The 18169-nt window shown below is 74.4% G+C and carries 11 protein-coding genes; 7 read left to right on the plus strand and 4 right to left on the minus strand.

Annotated features, from left to right (window positions below):
• Positions 1-48: 48 nt before the first annotated feature.
• Complete coding sequence (locus AB0I49_RS05225) at positions 49-387, minus strand: hypothetical protein (RefSeq protein WP_363225477.1); 339 nt, start codon at positions 385-387, stop codon at positions 49-51.
• 160 nt (positions 388-547) lie between these two features.
• Here AB0I49_RS05225 and recQ point away from each other — a divergent pair, with 160 nt between their 5' ends.
• The gene (gene recQ, locus AB0I49_RS05230; RefSeq protein WP_363225478.1) at positions 548-2644 is read left to right on the plus strand and encodes a DNA helicase RecQ; all 2097 of its coding nucleotides are present in this window, start codon (positions 548-550) and stop codon (positions 2642-2644) included.
• A 104-nt stretch (positions 2645-2748) separates the two neighbouring features.
• Here the strand turns inward: recQ and AB0I49_RS05235 are convergent, their stop codons facing one another.
• On the minus strand, positions 2749-3888 hold the full coding sequence (locus AB0I49_RS05235; RefSeq protein WP_363225479.1) for a class I SAM-dependent methyltransferase: 1140 nt from the start codon (positions 3886-3888) through the stop codon (positions 2749-2751).
• A gap of 388 nt (positions 3889-4276) precedes the next feature.
• Between AB0I49_RS05235 and AB0I49_RS05240 the strand changes: the two genes are divergently transcribed.
• The 6 genes from AB0I49_RS05240 (at position 4277) to AB0I49_RS05265 (ending at position 13333) form a co-directional block, all read left to right on the plus strand.
• Complete coding sequence (locus tag AB0I49_RS05240) at positions 4277-4927, plus strand: C39 family peptidase (RefSeq protein ID WP_363225480.1); 651 nt, start codon at positions 4277-4279, stop codon at positions 4925-4927.
• Between the two features lie 92 nt (positions 4928-5019).
• The gene (locus AB0I49_RS05245; protein ID WP_363225481.1) at positions 5020-7176 is read left to right on the plus strand and encodes a trypsin-like peptidase domain-containing protein; all 2157 of its coding nucleotides are present in this window, start codon (positions 5020-5022) and stop codon (positions 7174-7176) included.
• Positions 7173-9683 (plus strand): tetratricopeptide repeat protein, encoded by a 2511-nt coding sequence (locus tag AB0I49_RS05250; RefSeq protein ID WP_363225482.1) that lies wholly within the window; start codon positions 7173-7175, stop codon positions 9681-9683. Before AB0I49_RS05245 ends, AB0I49_RS05250 begins: the two co-directional genes overlap by 4 nt.
• A 22-nt stretch (positions 9684-9705) precedes the next feature.
• Positions 9706-11133 carry a VWA domain-containing protein gene (locus AB0I49_RS05255; RefSeq protein ID WP_363225483.1) on the plus strand — a complete coding sequence of 476 codons (1428 nt, stop codon included), beginning with the start codon at positions 9706-9708 and terminating at the stop codon, positions 11131-11133.
• Positions 11097-12062: a hypothetical protein gene (locus tag AB0I49_RS05260; RefSeq protein WP_363225484.1), complete on the plus strand. Its 966-nt coding sequence runs from the start codon at positions 11097-11099 to the stop codon at positions 12060-12062. The genes AB0I49_RS05255 and AB0I49_RS05260 overlap by 37 nt, the downstream gene beginning before the upstream one ends.
• On the plus strand, positions 12059-13333 hold the full coding sequence (locus AB0I49_RS05265) for an ABC transporter substrate-binding protein (protein ID WP_363225485.1): 1275 nt from the start codon (positions 12059-12061) through the stop codon (positions 13331-13333). Before AB0I49_RS05260 ends, AB0I49_RS05265 begins: the two co-directional genes overlap by 4 nt.
• 17 nt (positions 13334-13350) lie before the next feature.
• Here the strand turns inward: AB0I49_RS05265 and AB0I49_RS05270 are convergent, their stop codons facing one another.
• Together AB0I49_RS05270 and AB0I49_RS05275 are read right to left on the minus strand one after the other, a co-directional pair.
• Positions 13351-15303 (minus strand): MFS transporter, encoded by a 1953-nt coding sequence (locus tag AB0I49_RS05270; protein ID WP_363225486.1) that lies wholly within the window; start codon positions 15301-15303, stop codon positions 13351-13353.
• A gap of 184 nt (positions 15304-15487) precedes the next feature.
• Positions 15488-17953, minus strand: a complete 2466-nt coding sequence (locus tag AB0I49_RS05275; protein WP_363225487.1) for a D-alanyl-D-alanine carboxypeptidase — start codon at positions 17951-17953, stop codon at positions 15488-15490.
• Between the last annotated feature and the right edge of the window lie 216 nt (positions 17954-18169).

The raw sequence follows: 18169 nt of genomic DNA on the forward strand, positions 1-18169 counted from the left end.
GCCCGCCGACCGGACAACGATCAAGGCCGCCGCCCCGTGCCCGCCGCCTCAGGCCCTCTTCGAATCCGTTCCCGAATCCGTTCCCGAGTCCGTTCGCGAATCCGGAGCCGTTCCCACAGCCGGCACCACCGCGCCGCCCCCCGCCCGTACCGCCTCCACCGCCGCCTGGTGCAGCGCGCGGCTGGACTTCTCATCGGGTACGTGCGCGGGGCTGCCGGTCATCGTGTACCAGTCCAGCGCCGAGCTGTGCTGCACGGCCAGGTACGCCACGCCGTCGCGCCAGGTCGTGTGCACCGTGATGTCCCCGGTCAGCGTGCCCGCCTCGTCCGTCGAGACGCCGCCGGGGCCCGCGATGACGCTCGTCGTGGTCCACGTCGTCCAGTCCATCGCCCACACCTTCCAGACATAACACTGCATAGCAGCACCAACAGCGCCTATCACCCATTTTCCAGCATTGGCGAGCAAAGCGCCGCCGACGCCGTACCGTCCTGCCCCGGCATCCCGCTCGGCCACCTGAGTGTCAGTGGTCTCTCCTACGATGGCCTGCATGACGGCCCTGGAAATCGGCACCGACGCGCCCGGCTCCCCCGACGCGTCCGAGAACGGCGAAGCCCTGGGGGTGCTGCACCGCGTCTTCGGCTATGACGCGTTCCGGGGCAGTCAGCAGGAGATCATCGAGCATGTGGCCGGCGGCGGCGACGCGCTCGTGCTCATGCCGACCGGCGGCGGGAAGTCGCTCTGCTACCAGATCCCCGCGCTCGTGCGGAAGGGCGTCGGCATCGTCATCTCGCCGCTCATCGCGCTCATGCAGGACCAGGTCGACGCGTTGCGCGCGCTCGGCGTCCGGGCCGGGTTCCTGAACTCCACGCAGGACCTCGACGAGCGGCGACTCGTCGAGGCCGAGTTCCTGGCCGGGGAGATCGACCTGCTCTACCTCGCGCCCGAGCGGCTGCGCGTCGAGTCGACGCTCCGGCTCCTCGACCGGGGCACGATCTCGCTCTTCGCCATCGACGAGGCGCACTGCGTCGCCCAGTGGGGCCACGACTTCCGCCCCGACTACCTGGCCCTCTCCGCGCTGCACGAGCGCTGGCCCGAGGTGCCGCGCATCGCGCTGACCGCCACCGCCACCGAGGCCACCCACCGCGAGATCGCCTCCCGGCTGAAGCTGGAGGACGCCCGCCACTTCGTGGCCAGCTTCGACCGCCCCAACATCCAGTACCGCGTCGCGCCGAAGAACGCCCCCAAGCGCCAGCTGCTCGACCTGCTGCGCACCGAGCACCCCGGCGACGCGGGCATCGTCTACTGCCTGTCGCGGTCCTCGGTGGAGAAGACCGCCGCCTTCCTCGCCGAGGAGGGCATCCAGGCCCTGCCGTACCACGCGGGGCTCGACGCCCGCGTCCGCGCCGAGAACCAGGCCCGCTTCCTGCGCGAGGACGGCGTGGTCATGGTCGCCACGATCGCCTTCGGCATGGGCATCGACAAGCCGGACGTACGGTTCGTCGCCCACCTCGACCTGCCCAAATCCGTCGAGGGGTACTACCAGGAGACCGGCCGCGCCGGGCGCGACGGCCTGCCCTCCACCGCCTGGCTCGCGTACGGGCTCCAGGACGTCGTGCAGCAGCGCCGCATGATCGACACCTCCGAGGGCGACCAGGCCCACCGGCGCCGGCTCGCCACCCACCTCGACGCCATGCTCGCGCTCTGCGAGACGGTCGAGTGCCGCCGCGTGCAGCTGCTGGCCTACTTCGGGCAGCAGAGCACCGCCTGCGGCAACTGCGACACCTGCCTGTCGCCCCCCGAGTCCTGGGACGGCACGGTGCCCGCCCAGAAGGTGCTCTCCGCGGTGGTCAGGCTGGACCGCGAGCGCCGCCAGAAGTTCGGCGCGGGCCACATCGTGGACATCCTGACCGGCAAGAAGACCGCGAAGATCATCCAGCACGACCACGACGGGCTGTCGGTCTTCGGCATCGGCTCGGAGCTCAGCGGGCCCGAGTGGCACAGCGTGGTGCGCCAGCTGCTGGCGCAGGGGCTGCTGACCGTCGAAGGCGACTACGGCACCCTCGTGCTCACCGCCGACAGCGCCGACGTCCTCGGCGGCCGGCGCCAGGTGATGCTGCGCCGCGAGCCCAAGCCCGCCGCGCGGCCCGGCAAGGCCGCGAAGGGCTCGGGGTCCTCCGCCAAGCGCGCCCCCGTCGACCTGCCGGAAGCCGCCGTGCCGGTCTTCGAGGCGCTACGGGCCTGGCGCGGCGCCACCGCGAAGGAACAGGGCGTCCCCGCGTACGTGATCTTCCACGACGCCACGCTCCGCGAGATCGCGACCGCCGCCCCGACGTCGCTGGCCGGGCTCGGCACGGTGAACGGCGTCGGCGAGAACAAGCTCGCCAAGTACGGGCAGCAGATCCTGGACCTGCTGGCAGGGACGGATACGGACGGGACGCAGGGGGCTGGGGGAGCGGATGGGGCCGAGGAGGCAGCCGCCTCGGCTGCGCCGTCGGCCGGCGCCGCGCCCAGCACGCCCGCCCGGCCGCGTACCGCCGCCGCCCGCCCCGCGCCCGCCGCACAGCCCGCCCGGTCCACCGATGCGAGCTGGCCCACCGACGCCGACGAACCCGACTTCGACGAGCCCGACGACCCCGGCTTCTGACCGCCGGGCCGCTGCCCGTCCCGACCGGCCGGGACGGGCATCCAGCCCTCCCCGCTCCGGCCGGGCCCAGGCTCGGCCTTCGGCTACCCCGCCCAGGGCCGTCCTCAGCCCTCCCGCGCCGCCAGTCGCCACAGGGACGTGACCTCCGCCGCGCGCGCCTCGTGCAGCGGGTCGTCGGGGTCGGTCGCGCGGCCGTGGCGGGGCCTTACGCCCGTACGGTCGACCACGCGCAGGCCCGCGCCCTCGATGGCCGTCAGCAGCTCCGCACGGGTCCGCAGCCCGAGGTGTTCGGCCAGGTCGGAGAGGATCAGCCAGCCCTCGCCGCCCGGCGAGAGATGGGCGGCGAGGCCGTCGAGGAAGCCCCGGAGCATGCGGCTGTCCGGGTCGTACACGGCGTGCTCCACGGGCGAGGTGGGGCGGGCCGGGACCCACGGCGGGTTGCAGACGATCAGCTGGGCCGGGCCCGGCGGGAACAGGTCGGCGCGGAGCACCTCGACGCGGTCGGCGACCCGCAGCCGCTCCGCGTTCTCGCGCGCGCAGGCCAGCGCGCGCGGGTCGAGGTCGGTCGCCACCACCCGCCGCACGCCCCGGCGGGCCAGCAGCGCGGCGAGCACGCCCGTACCCGTGCCGACGTCGTACGCGAGGGCGGTGCCCGCGGGCAGCTCGGCGTCGGCGACCAGGTCCACGTACTCGCCCCTGACCGGCGAGAACACCCCGTAGTGCGGGTGGACGCGGTCCCCGCCCAGCGCCGGTACGGGCACGCCGCCGCGCCGCCACTCGTACGCGCCGATCAGCCCCAGCACCTCCCGCAGCGAGGCCACGCTCGGGCCGTCGGGCGGCCCGTACGCCTGCGCGCACGCCTCCCGTACGTCCGGCGCGCGCCGGAGCCCGATGGTGTGGTCGGCTCCGATCGGCACGAGCAGCATGCCGAGGACGCGGGCGCGCCGGTGCTGCGCCTGGCGGTGCCGGTGGAACGCCTCGGCGGGCGAGGCGGCGGGCGGGCGCGCCGAGCGCTTGCGGCGCGGGCCGCGGTCGATGCGCCGGGCCATCGCGCCCAGCAGTTGCCGGGCCCCCTGGAAGTCGCCGTTCCACAGCAGCGCGGTGCCTTCGCAGGCGAGCCGGTACGCCTCGTCGGCCGTCATACGGTCGTCCGCGAGCCGTATCCGGGCGGGCGGCGGCGCGGCGCTCTCGGAGCGCCAGCGGGCCGAGCGCCGCGCCTCGTCCCCGTCGGTCCAGCGAATCATCTGATGCGTGCTCAGCGGAGGGCCTCTCTGGGTGCGCCGCGCTCCCGGGAACGGCCCCGAACCCCCAGGCCGACCGCGGCACCGGGCGCCGCCGAGGCCGCGCGTACGTCGGCGTCGGCGGGGCAGGCCGAAGCGGCCGGCCGGGCCGGGACCGCGCGTCGGAGTCCGGCAGAGCACTACATTCTGGCCGATCGCGGAAGGTGTGGCGACCACTTTTCCGCGGGGCGGGCGTCCCGCGGGCGTCCGCCACGCAGGCACGGGAAGCGGGCGTCCCGCGGTCGCCCCCCGCCATCCCCTGCGCAGGCGCGGCGGATCGCCGGTCCGGCAGGCGGTACGCCGCTGCCGCTCCGCCCGTCGGCCGGCGCCCGCGTCGGCGAGACTGGAGGCCATGACCGCAGTCGACGCGCCCCGCGCCATCCGCCACCCCGTCCCCTACTACGCCCAGTGGGAGTCCCGCGACCTCGTTCCCGCGATCGTCGCGGGCGACCTGCGCGCCGCCGACGACCCGCTGTGGCAGAAGTCCGGCGCGGCCACGGCCGAGGAGTACGGCTTCTGGTCCTGGCGGATGTGCGGCATGGCCTGCCTGCGGATGGCGCTCGACCACTGGCGCGGCGGCGCTCCGCCGTCCGTCACGCTCGCGGAGGAGTGCCGGGAGGCCGGTGCGTACGTGCGTCACGCGGACCGCGTGGACGGGCTGATCTACGCGCCGTTCGCCGCGTACGCGCGGCGGCGCTGGGGCCTGTTCGCCGAGTCGCGCCCGGAGTTGACCGCGGCGGCGGTCCGCGACGAGCTGGCGGCGGGGCGGCTCGTCATGCTGTCCGTACACCCCTCGATCCGGACGCCGGGGGCGCGGCCGGCGGCACGCGGCGGGCATCTGGTGCTCGCGGTCGGTGCGGACGACGAGCATCTGGTCCTGCACAATCCGTCCGGATTCCCGGACGGTACACAGGAGTTCGCCCACCTCCCGTGGGTCGAGCTCGAACACTTCTACGCCGGTCGCGGGGTCGTGCTCGGCCCGCACGCCCGCCCCCTGCCCTGACCTCGCGCGGGCCGCCCCTCCGGCGGCCCTGTCAAGCGCCTCATGAGTCGGACCGCGCCACTCGGACACGGGCGCGCGTATGCTGTCGTCACATGGGGGCGGACTTGGGACACCCCGCCAACCAGCCTCCGCACAGCGGGCTTTGGCGGGTACGCATCCGTGGCCGGGCATCGCGCGCCATCATGGGCGCGGGGATTCTTCTGGACACCGACACCGTGCTGACCTGCGCGCACGTCATCACCGACGAGCACGGGCGGCCCGATCCGAACGCCGAAGTGCTGGTCGACCTGGCGGCGGTGCGCGACGCGCGGCCGGTGCCGGCGCGGGTGGCCGAGGACGGCTGGAAGCCGCAGCAGGACGATCACTGCGCCGATGTGGCGCTGCTCAAGCTCAGCGTCCCGCAGCCGCCCGAGTACGCCACGTCGCTGCACCGGCTGCCGCCGACCGGGCGGCGGCCCGTCAACATGTACGGCTTCCCCGGCACCAACGAGCACGGAATGCTGTTCCGGGCCACGCTCGACGGGCGGGCGGGGCCGCGGTCCGAGTGGGTGCAGATGACGCCCGACACCCCGGCGGACACGGTGCGGCGGGGGTTCAGCGGCTCGGCGGTGGAGGTGAGCGACACCGGGCACGTCATCGGCATGGTCGTGAGCCGCTACGACGACCCGGCCGACGCGGTCCCCACCGGACAGCGCCGGTCCCTTTCGTACATGATCCCCACCGAAACGATCCTCTATCATCTCCCGGTCGTCGCCCAGTGGGTGCACGGCAGGCAGGGCATAGACCGCCGACTGGTCTCCAAGCTGACGGACGGCGCGCAGGACGTGGAGGCCGCCCGCCGCCTCACCCGCTGGCTGCGGCGCGGGAGCATCGGCCTGCCGGGCGGTGACGCGCCCGCAGGCGGCGGAGCGGACACGCCCGTACGGAACGGCGGCGAGGGCCTGGGCGGCCTGGGTCTCGGGCTCGGCCTCGGTCTCGGTCTGCAAGACGTCGAGACCCTCGTCATCACCGACGAGGAGAACGACAAGTACGAGGCGCTCCGCCGCGCCGTGACGCTCGCCAGCCGCGAGCTGTCCGGGGGCCATTCGCTGCCGCGCGTGACCCGCGGCCCGCGCGGCACGGTGCCGCCGGTCGGCAGCGTCGACCTGGCCATCGTCGCGCGGGACTGGACCGCGCCCGACCTCGCGCGGCTGGTCGCCGACCGCATGGGGCTCAGAACGCACGACGGCGCCTCGCCCGCCGACCTCATCCGTACGGGCACGGTCCCCCTCACCATCGTGGCCGTCGGCGTCGACCGGGCGCCCGACCCGGACGGGCTGCTGCGCCTCCTCGCCCTCCTCGCGTCCCGCGGCGGCAAACTGCTGATCGTCTTCCGCGACCCCCGCGCCCCCGGACTGGCCCTCGCCGAGGAGCTGTTCCGGCCCGATCCGGAGCGCGTGGACGCCTGGCTGGCGCGGCTGGGCGAGGAGGTCGAGGGGATGCGGTCGGCCGGTGAGGAGGCCCGGAGTCACGTGGGCGATCTGCACATCGCCCGGAGCCTGCTGCGCGCCGACCCCGATCTGCGCAGCTACCGCGTGCTGCCGAAGCTCGCCGCCTTCGAGCACGCCGTGGCGTCGGTGCGCGCGAAGGCCGAGGCGGGGCGGCGGGCGGAGGCGGAGCGGGCGCGGGCCGCGGAGGAGCTGGAGCGCGCGCGGAAGGATCTGGACGGGCTGCTCACCGCCGCCGTCGCGAAGCTGGGGGCGCTGGGGGCGGCGGAGCGCGAGGACATGGTGCGGCTGCGCCGTGCGGCCCAACGGGCGCTCGACGCCCGGCCGTTCGGGCCGGACGCCGCCGAAGAGGCCGTGTACGCGTTCGCCCGCGCCGTGACCCGCGCCGAACACGGCGGACCGCCGGAGCCGGACCATCCCGCCGGGCACGACGGACCGCCGGAACCGAAGCCCCCCGCCGGGCACGGCGGACCGCCGGAACCGAAGCCCCCCGCCGAGCGCGGCGGTTCACCGCGGCCGGGCCGCCCCGCCGACCACAACGCACCACCGAAACCCGACGCCCGCGCCGAACACGGTGGCCCGCCGGAGCCGGATGTCCCCGCCATGCGCGACAGACCACCGCGAACGGACGGCCCGCCCGCGCACGACAGGTCGCCGGAACCGGGCGACCCGCCCGACGCCCCCGCCCCAGCAGCCCCAGCTGCCCCAGCTGCCCCAGCGGCCCCAGCGGCCCCAGCGGCCCCCCGCGAAGGCATCTCATGACGGCCGCCCCCTCCGCCGCCCGCCCCGCGCCACCCTGCGACCGTCCCCCCTGCCCCGGCCGTATCAAGCCCAACGGCTTCTGCTCCGACTGCGGACGCCAGCCCCTCAGTCCCCCCACCGCCCCGCTGATCCCCTCGCAGCCGCCGCCCGCCGACCCGACAGGGCCGGCAGACCCGACAGGGCCGGCAGACCCGGCGGGACCGGCGGCGGCCCCGGCGCCCCCCACCGCCGATCTCATCGAGACCGCCACCACCCGTACGGCCGCCCGCGCCCGGCAGCGTACGGCGCGGCTCTTCGCGGTCAGGGACGCGGGCGGGAGCCTGCTGGAGCTGCCGTACGTCGATCTCCTCTCCCGCGAGAGCCTCGTCCTGGAAGATCCCCGGCCGCCCGCCCGGGGCCAGGAGTGCGCCAACGAGGGCTGCGGCTTCATGGTCGGCGCGCCGTACGCCGGGCAGCCGGCGCTGACCTCGGGGTACTGCCGCAACTGCCGCCACCCCTTCGACTTCACGCCGCAGCTCGGCGCCGGCGATCTGCTGGGCGACCAGTACCGCGTGGTCGGCTGCATCGCGTTCGGCGGCATGGGCTGGGTCTATCTCGCCGAGGACACCAAGCTCGACGACCAGCCCGTGGCGATCAAGGGGCTGATCAACACGGAGGACCGGGCGTCGCTGGACATGGCGCTGGACGAGCGGCGCTATCTGACGATGCTCGACCACCCCAACATCGTCCGCATCATCAACTACGTCACGCACCCCGCCCGCAACAGCCACCGGGTGACGGGCTACATCGTCATGGAGTTCGTGGGCGGCACCACGCTCGCCCAGATCAAGGAGTTCATCGCGCACGCCGACGCCCCGTACGACGGGCCCCGGCTCTACGAGCACATCCTCACCTACGGCTGCCTCATCCTCGACGCCCTCGCGTATCTGCACGGCGAGCGGCTCGTGTACTGCGACATGAAGCCCGGCAACGTCATGCACCACGAGGGAAAGATCAAGATCATCGATCTGGGGGCGGTGCACCGGCTCGGCCAGGCCGAGAAGACCGGCCGCCCCGTCATCACCCCCTACTACGCGCCGCCCGAAGTCATCCGGCACGGCTTCGCGGGCCTCAGCGAGCGCTCCGACCTCTACAGCGTCGGCCGGACCCTCCAGGACCTCTCGCTGCGGGCCGAGCGGCCCGAGCAGCAGCCGCCCGGCCTCGCCGCCACCTCCTACGAGCACGCCATCGCCCGCGCCACCGCCCACGACCCGCGGCAGCGCTTCGCCTCCGCCCGCGAGATGGCGGAGCAGCTGCGCGGCATCCTGCGGGAGACCCGCTCGCTGCGCCTGGAGGAGGAGCACCCCGAGCCGTCCACCCTGTTCGCCCCCACCGCGGCGCTCCTCGACGCCTCGCTGGGCCGCATCCCGCCGCTGGAGCACTGGCTGGAGGGCGGCGCGTCCGGGCCCCGGCCGCTGGGGCACGGGCTGCCCGGCCCCGACCGGGTGCCGCTCGGCCTGCCCGTGCCGTTCCCCGACCCGCAGGACCCCGGCACCCCGCTGCTGATCACCCCGACCGACGCCGGGCCGCGCCGCCTCATCGAGCAGCTGAACGCCTCCCGTTACGAGCCCGAGTCCCCCGAGATCCAGTTCCGCCAGTGCCGTGCGCACCTGGAGCTCGGCCGGCTGCCCCTGGCGGCCCGGCGGCTGGCGAAGGCGCGCCGCGTCATCGGCGACGACCGCGCCCCGTACGACTGGCGGCTGAGCTGGCACCGTGCGCTGATGCTGCTGGCGCGCGGTCAAGTGGACGTCGCGGCGCGGCAGTTCGGGCGGGTCTACCGGATGCTGCCGGGCGAGTACGCGCCGAAACTCGCGCTCGGCTACTGCTCCGAGCAACTGGGCGACCTGGCCTCCGCCGAGTGGTTCTATCAGGCCGTGTGGCAGCGCAACCGCTCGCAGGGCAGCGCCGCCTTCGGCCTGGCCCGGCTGCGGCTGGCGGCCGGCGACCGGGACGCGGCCGTCCAGGTGCTGGACGGGGTGCCGATGGTCTCGCGCCACTACGACGCCGCGCAGATCGCGGCGGTGCGCATCCGCGCCGGGCGGCTCGGCCCGGCCCCGTTCCGGCTGCCGTCCGTCGCCGACTTCAAGGACGCGGTGCGCCGGCTGCCGCGCCTCGACCTCGACGACGGGCAGCTCTCCGGCGAGGCCCGCGACCGGCTCAACGCCGAAGTGCTCCAGGTCGCCCTCGACTGGGCCCGTACGCACTCCGCCGACGAGGTGCGGGCCGCCGCCCGCGGCTTCGCCGCGCCGCTGTTCGCCGCCCCGCACTTCGCGCCGCCGGGCCCCGGGCGGGGGACGCGCCGCGGCCGGCGCCGCGCGGCGGACGCCCGGCCCGACCCCGAGGCGGCGCTCCGCCTCCTCCTCGAAGCCTCGCTGCGGCGCATCGCCCGGCGCCAGGCCCGTACCGCCGACGAGCACGGGTCCCTCGTGGACCGCGCCAACTCCATCCGCCCGCAGACGCGGGCCTGACCGCACACCACACGGGGACCAGATGAGCGAGATCACGGTGCGCGTGCACCAGAACAAGTACCTGCCGGCCGCCGCGGGGCGGGGCGAGATGCACGCCATCGTGACGGTCGCCGCCCGCGGGCTCGGGCCCGCCGCGGCGCACACCGACGCCAGCGAGGTCATCGTCATCGACTGCTCCTCCTCGATGAGCTGGCCGCCGACGAAGATCGCCGCTGCCCGGCGGGCCACCGCCGCCGCCGTCCAACTGCTCCGCGACGGCACCCGCTTCGCCATCGTGGAGGGCACCGAGCAAGCCCGCGTCGCCTTCCCCGCCGGCGGCGAACTCGCCGTCGCCGGGCCCGACTCGAAGGAGCAGGCGGTCCGCGCCGCGTACCGGCTCGACGCCATCGGCGGCACCGCGATCGCCAGCTGGCTGGAGCGCGCGGGCGAGCTGCACGCCGCGCACCGCGTCCCGATCCGGCACACCCTGCTGCTGACCGACGGCAAGAACGAGCACGACCCGCCCGGCCGGCTGGAGCAGGTGCTGACCGACTGCGCCGAGCGGTTCATCTGCGACGCGCGCGGCATCGGCGAGGACTGGGACCAGGCCGAGCTGCGGCGGATCGCCGCCGATCTGCACGGCCGGGCCGACGCGGTGCTCGACGACTCCGACCTGGAGGCGGAGTTCCGCACACTGGTGCGCAGCGCGATGGCCAAGTCCCTCGCGGAGGTGCGGCTGATCATCAAGCACCGGGCGGGCAGCGAGCTGCGGTTCGTCAGACAGGTCCACCCCACCCGCGCCGACCTCACCGGGCAGGGCGCGCGCGCCGATGGGCGGACCTGGTCGTACCGCGCCGCCGCCTGGGGCGACGAGGTCCGCGAGTACCACGTGTGCCTGGCGGCCGACCCGGACGGCGACCCGGTCGACCAGGACGTCGAACTCGCCTCCGTGGAGCTGGAGTTGACGGGCGACGCCGCGCCCCCGGCGCCCGAGGCCGCCTCCGTCCTGGTGCGCTGGACCAAGGACCCGCCGCCCTACCTCTCCGCCGACCCGAGCCTCGCACACTACGACGCCCAGGCCGAGCTGGCCGAGGCGGTCGCCGAGGGGTGCGCGGCCTACGACCGGGGCGACCGCGAAAGCGCCCGGCGGCACTGGGGCCGGGCCGCCGAACTCGCCCACGCCACCGGCGACCGCAGGGTGCTGACGCGCCTGACCCGGCTCGTACGGATCACCGACGCCGCCGCCGGCGTGGTGGAGGTCCGCGACGACTTCCAGGCCATCGACATCAACTCCATCCTCGTCATCAACGACGAGAGCCTCCGCGCGCCCGACCCGGACGAGCCGCCCCGGGACCTGCCGGCGGCGCCCCCGCCCGACATCGCCTGCGCCGTGTGCGGGCGCGTCAACCCCGGCGACGCCGCGTACTGCGAGGAGTGCAACAGCCCGCTGAGCGCCGGGCCCCCGTCATGAGCGGCACCCGTACGTTCCTGGTCCGCCGCCTCACCGCCCTGCTGACGCTCACCGCGCTCTCCTTCGCCGCGCTGCTCGCCGCGTACTACGGCGTCAGCCGCAACTCCGGGGCCGTCACCGGCGGCACGGCCCCCGCCATCGTGCAGATCTCGTCCGTACGGGACGCCCTCGCCCGGTCCTACGACAGCGCCCGGCAGGGGCTCGGCCGGGACACCGCCGACATCGAGGGGCCCGGCGAGAACTACCGCAGCGCGCTGTCCACCGCCAACCAGAACCTCGCCCAGGCCATCAAGGGCACCGTCGCCGGCGACTCCGGCCGGCAGAGCCTGCGCACCGTCACCGGCCTGGTCGCCTCCTATGCCGACCTCGTCCAGCAGGCGTACGTGAACCGCGACAACCCCGTCCTGCGCGACGCCTACCTCGGCTACGCCCGCGACATGCTGCGGTCGGGCGGCAGCAGCGGCATCCTCGACCGCCTCCAGGGCCTCCAGCGGCAACAGCTGGGCGTACTGGAGCGGCAGGCGTCCTTCGGCTGGGTGCTGTGGCTGACCTGGATCGTGGCCTGCGCGCTGTTCGCCGCCCTCGGCTGGCTGCTCGTGGACACCCAGCGCTTCCTGCGCCGCCGCTTCCGGCGGCTGGTCAACCCCTTCCTCGCCGCCGCGACCGCGCTGCTGGCCGTCCTGCTGCCGCTGGCCCTCTTCACCGGTCAGACGCAGGACCGGCTGGCGTCGGCCCGTACCCTCCTGGCCGCCCGGACCTCCAGCTCCACGACGCCCCAAGTCCTCCCGGAGGTACTCGACACCATGCAGGACACCCACTGGCGCGCGGGCGTCGTCGGTCTGATCCCGCTGGGCGGCACGGTGCTGGCGGCCCTGGTCCTCGCCGGGCTCCAGCCCCGCATCGACGAGTACCGGTTCCAGCCCCGATGACCGCGGCGACCCGGCCCCGCAACGTCACCGCCGCCCTCCTCGTCCTGTGGCTGCTGATCGTGTGCGCCGTCGGCGCGGGCGACGCGCGCTCCCGCGCCGCGGGCAGCGTCACCGTCCTCGCCACCTGGACCGGCGACGAGAGGAGGGCGTTCGAGAAGGTGCTGGCCGACTTCACCGCCGAGACCGGCGTCAGCGTCGACTACCAGGGCACCACCGCCCTGCGCGAGGTGCTGCTCTCCGAGGTCGACGCGGGCACGTCGCCGGACATCGCGATCCTGCCCAGCCCCGGCGAGGTCGCCGACTACGCCGTGCGGAAGGAGGCCCTCAAGAGCCTCGACGGCGTCCTGGACCGCGCGCAGTGGGACTCCTTCGACCCGCTGTGGATCCCGAGGTTCGGCGGCCACGTCTACGCCTTCCCGGTGAAGGCCGACCTCAAGAGCGTCGTCTGGTACGACGCCGAGCGCCACCGGCCGGGCGACCTGGCCGCCCTCGCCGCCGACGGCCGCCAGTGGTGCGCGGGCATGGGCGACGGCGCGGCCTCCGGCTGGCCCGGCACCGACTGGATCGAGGACATCCTGCTCCAGCAGCGCGGCCGGGGCGTGTACGAGGAGTGGGCGGCCGGCGAGCTGCCGTGGACCTCGCCCGAAGTGGCCGGCGCCTGGAAGACGTTCCGCTCCGTCTTCCGGGCCGGATCCGCGAAGAAGGCGCTGGGGCACGGCTTCGGCGGCGCGGGAGCGGGCATGGCCGCGTCGCCGCCGCGGTGCGCCATGGAACACCAGGGGACCTTCATCCGCGGCGCCTACCCCGGCGGCTTCGGGGAGGACTTCGCCGACTCCGCCCGCGTCCTGCCGGGCGCGGACCGCGACTCGACCGCGCACGAGGTCTCCGCCGACTTCGCCGCGATGTTCCACGCCACCCCGCAGGCCGAGCGGCTGATGCGCTACCTCGCGTCCGACCGGGCCCGTACGACCTGGACGACGGACCCGCCGGAGGGCGCCTACCCGCCGTTCTTCGTCAACAAGACGCTGCCGGACTCCGTGCACTACCCCGACGCGGTCTCCCGGCGCGCCGCCGCCCAACTGGGCACCCCCGGCGCCCGCTGCCTGGACGCCTCCGACTCCATGCCGCCGCCGCTGCGCACCGCCTTCCAGCGGGCGGTCCTCAAGTTCCTCAGCGACCCCGGGCAGGACCTGAACGCCCTGCTGCGCGAGCTCGACCGGGTGCGGGAGCGGGAGCGCGGCGCGCCCTGGCTGCCGCACGTCTGCGGGTAGACCCCTGGGGAAGAGGGCTACGGGAGCGCCGTGCCCTCCGGGCACATCGTGCCGCGCGGGAACTTGTACGGGGCGGCGATGCGGTACGTACCGGCGTGCGGCGCGTGCAGCACCGTCCAGGCGTCCTTCGGCTCCCGCTCGTCCTTGGGGATCTGCACCTGCTTCGTCAGGCAGCCGTCGACGTTGACGGGCGGCTCGTGGTTCTTGCCCTCCTTCGGCGGCTCGACCGCCTTGCCGTCCTTGTCGACGAGGCCCAGCCACGGCGAGTACGGGATGCGGATGCGCACCGGCCCCGCGGTCTTCACCGTGACCGTCAGCTCGCCCGCGTCCGCGCGCCGCACGACGGCCGGCGGGTCGGCGAGCGGCGTCGGCGCGCTCACCTCGTACAGCTTCCAGTTGGCGTCCGACCACACCTCGTGCAGATACGGCTGGCCGGCGGCGACGAGCTTCGCCTCGGCCTCGGCCGCGTTGTCCGGCTCGCCGGTCGGCAGCACCACGTAGTGCACCGCCCAGCGGCCCAGCCACTCGTGGTAGCTGGCGGAGGTCAGCATGCCCTCCTCGTAGAAGAGGGGGTTCCGCTCCCGGTCCGCCTGCCGGTTCCAGCCGCGCGCCAGGTTCACGTACGGGGCCAGCGCGGACGCCTCCCGGTGGCTGCGGGCGGGCACGACCTCGACCCGGCCGCGCTCGGCGTCGACCTTCTGCAACCGGTCCACCAGCGGCGCCAGCTCCCGCGCCCAGGACGCGGCGGGCGTCGTGTTCACGGCGTCGCCGATCGAGTTGGCCAGCTGCCAGGAGGTCACCGTGATCAGCGCCAGGATCATCGCGATCCACTTGCGGCCCCGGCCCGTCCGCAGCAGCTCGCGGCCCGGCGGGCGCTCGGTCCCGGTCCACACGGCGACCAGCAGCACCCCGCTGAAGATCATCCCGAGCCGGGAGATGTTGGTGCCGATCTGCGAAGGGATCAGCCAGACCAGCAGCACCCCGAGGACGTACAGCGCCGAGGTCGTACGGACCGTGCGCCACCGCTTCGGCGCGAAGACGTACCCGAAGACGCCGCTGAGCAGCGGCAGGATCGCCGACGGGAACGACATCGGCTGCTGGCCGGAGAACGGGAACAGCCACGCGGACAGCGCGACCACCGCCACCGGGGGCAGCCCCAGCGCGTACGCGGCCGGGCGGCGCTTGCCGAGCCACAGCGCGGCCGCCACGAACCCGACGTACAGCCCGGCCACCGGGCTCGACGCCGTGGCCAGCGCCGCCAGCAGCCCCGCGAGCGCGGCCCGCGCCCACTTGTGCTCCCACTGCTCGGAGCGCCACCGCACCGGCCACGCGAAGATCACCGCGACCGCCGCCAGCCCGAACATCACACCGAGCCCGTACGTCACCCGGCCCGAGATCGCGTTGCAGATCAGCGCGAACGCCCCGTACAGGGCAGGCCACAGCGGGCGGCGCACCGCGCGGCTGCGCACCAGCAGCAGCGCCATCAGCCCGGCCGAGAGCGTGCCCGCGATCATCATCGTGGTGCGCACGCCGAGCATGTGCATGAGGTACGGCGAGATCACGCTGTACGAGACGGGGTGCATCCCGCCGTACCAGGCGAGGTTGTACGCGGAGGCCGGGTGCCGGCCGACGAACTCGGCCCAGGCGTCCTGCGCCGCGAGGTCGCCGCCGCTGTTCGCGAAGAGCCACACCCAGAGCAGGTGCAGCACGGCGGCGGCCAGCAGGGCGGCGGGGACGGGGCGCGCGAGGAACCGGCCCACGGCGGCCAGGCGGCCCGCCTCGGGCCGCGCGGCGGCCCGGCGGTCGTCCCCGGCCGGCTCCGACGGCCCGGCCTCGCCGGACCGCTCCGGCTCCTCCGCCCGCTCCGGCTCCTCCGCCCGGTCCGGCTCCTCCGCCGGGCCCGGCCGCCCCTGCGGGTCGTCTTCCGGATCGCCGGTGCTGTCAGGCCGCGTCGGCCCCACGGTGGTCACTGCGGCTCTCCCCGTCTCCCCCGAGGTCTCCCCCATCTTCACGCCGTCCCGCTTCCCAGCGGTAGTAGGCGGCACGGCGAGTCGGGCCGTACAGCCGACGCGACGCTACAGGACAGCGGCCCCGCTCCCAGGAGCAGGGCCGCCGCCACGCCGCGTCGGTGAACCCGACCGGTCACCGGACCGATCAGGAGAACCGCGTCAGCTTCGCGCCGAACGACGGCTCCGCGAGCTCCTTCTGGAGTGCCACCGGCACCTTCTGCCGATCGGGGCCCGAACCGACCGTCAGCTCGCCGACGACCGTCCCGGCCTTCGCCGAGTGCGGCACCGCCTTGCCGCCGTCGCCGATCGCGAGCTCGGCGTCGAGGCCGGGCCAGCCGACACCCCTCAGGTCCTTGGTGGCGACGACGGGCGTCTTGCCGCCGAGGCCGTCGTCCACGTAGCCGACGACATCGCCCTTCTTGACCATGACGGCGGAGGTCATCGCGTCCGCGACCGCTTTGACCATCCGCTTGCTGTTGTTCTGGACGAGCTGGAGGCTGTTGTCGAGGATCCCCTTCGCGTGCTGGTCCATCGTGGCCCCGACGATCAGCCGCTCCTTGTGGTCGATCGTCCGCTTGGCCGACCACATCAGCGTGCCGCCGGCCGGGGTGCTGGAGCCGGTCTTGATGCCGTTCATCCCGTAGTAGCCCAGCGTGTGGTTGGTGCTGTACAGCTTGTCCGGCAGCTTGGGGTCGTCCAGGACGTTGGGCATGGCGACGATCTCACGGAAGACCGGGTCCTTCATCGCCTCCTCGGCCAGCTTCGTCTGGTCGACCGCGGTGCTCTTGGTCGCCGTGTCGAGGCCGCTCGGGTCGGTGTACGTCGTGTTCGTCATGCCGAGGCGCTTGGCCTCCTCGTTCATCTTCTTGACGAACGCCTCCTCCGACTGCGCGTCCCAGCGGGCGAGCCTGTGGGCGAGGTTGTTGGCGGACGGGAGCAGCAGCATTTCGAGCATCTGGTACTCGGTGTACTGCTCGCCCTCCTTCACCGGCACCTTGGACTCGTCCTGGGACGTGCCGCCCTTCTCCGTCTGCGCGTCGATGGTGATCTTCGGGCCCTTGGCGCCCTTCTTGAGGGGGTGCTCCCGGAGGATCAGGTGGGCCGTCATGGCCTTGGCGACGCTCGCGGTCGGCACCGGCTTCTGCGGGCCGAACGAGCCGATGTCGCCCACGCCCACCACCTTCGCGGCGGCCTGCCCCTGGTCGGGCCACGGCATCTGGAACTTCTCGCCGCCGAACGTGAACGCCTTCTTCTCGCCCAGGCCCAGGGTCGCGTCCGGCACCGGCCGGACCTCCTGGACCACGCAGAAGACGATCAGCAGCAGGATGACCAGCGGGGTCCAGATCTTGAACCGCCGCACGACGGTGCGCACCGGGGTCTCCGGCGGGGGCGGCGTGTTCGTCAGCTGCGCCAGCAGGTCCAGCGGCATCTGCTGACCGCCGCCCGGGGCCTCGCCGGGAGGCAGCGGCTGCTGCGTCGTCCGCTCGGACTGCGGCATCGCCTGCCCCGCGCCGGCCTGCGGCTGGGCCTGGGCCTGGGCCTGCGTCTGGTTCTGGGCGTCCGGGGCCGCGGCGGGCTGCGGCGGTACGGGCTTGGCCTGCGGCTTCGCGGCCGGGGCGTCCGTGGACCTCAGCGGTACGAACTGGCTCGTACGCTCCGCGTCGGACTCGGCACCGGCTCCTGCACCGGCTCCGGGCTTGGCGCTGTCCTTGTCCTTGCCCTTGTCCTTATTGTCTTTGGGGCTGTCGCCGGCGTCGGCGTCGCCGCCCTTGTCGCCGTCCTCGCCATCGCCCTTGCCGACCGTGGGTCCGAGCGTCCTGAGCGTGGTCGTCGTCCGGTCGACGGGCCGCCTGAGCGTCGTCGTCTGCCGGTCCTTGGGCGACTCGTCGGACGATTCGTCCGAGTCGTCGGCTCCCTCGGAACCACTGGACTTCTCGGGCTTCTCGGGTTCTTCCGGCTTCTCCGTCTCCTTGGAGCGCAGGGTGTTGAAGACGGCCGTGGGCCGGTCGAAGCCCTCGGCCTTCGTCTCGGACTTCGCCTCGGCCTTCGCCTCGGAAGCGGCGGAACCTTCCTCTGTCCCCTCGGGGGCTTCGCCCTCGGCGTCCGCGCTGGCGACCCAGGCCGCGACGGCGGCGCGCAGCCGCGCGTCGCGCGGAGGAGCGCCCGCGCCGGATTCCGCTTCGGACGACTCGTCCGACGCCTTGTCCCGCGACTCGCCCTCAGCCGCGGACTTTGCATCCGTAACGCTCTTGGCCTGCTCGGCGTCCGGCTCGCCGCCGTCGCCCGAGCCCGAGCTCGCGCCCGCGCCCGTGTTGGCAGCCCCGTCGCCCCGCTTGGTCGCCGGGCGCGCCTCGCCCGGTTCCTCGGGAGCCGTCTCGTGCTCCTCGTCCGCGCCCTCGTCGCCCGGGTCCTGGGCGGGCACGCCCGCGCGCCGGGCCGCGGCGCCGGCGGACCCCTCGGATTCCGCCTTCGACCCCGCCCCGGAATCCGGCCCGGAACCCGACTCGGAGTCCGTCGCCCGGAAGACCGCGACCCTCGGGTCGCGTTCGCCCCGTTCGGTCTCCCCCGACGACTTCCGCTGCTCCGACCTGTCGGGGGACTCGCCCGCCACCGATGCCTCCTCGAAATACCTCGCGACAAGCCTCGCGGGACGAACGACGCCCGATCGCGTCCACGTCCCGCGGGCCAACCGTGTTGAATGTCTACCAGTGTCCTGTGTCGCCGCCGCGACTTCGCGCAGCCGCACCGCCAGGGGGCGTCGCCCACCTGCTAGACGAGAACGACATACCTACCGGTTCCCTCCCGAAGCAACCACGCGCTCTCGACA

This window comes from Streptomyces sp. NPDC050617, assembly GCF_040654795.1.
Taxonomy (GTDB): domain Bacteria; phylum Actinomycetota; class Actinomycetes; order Streptomycetales; family Streptomycetaceae; genus Streptomyces.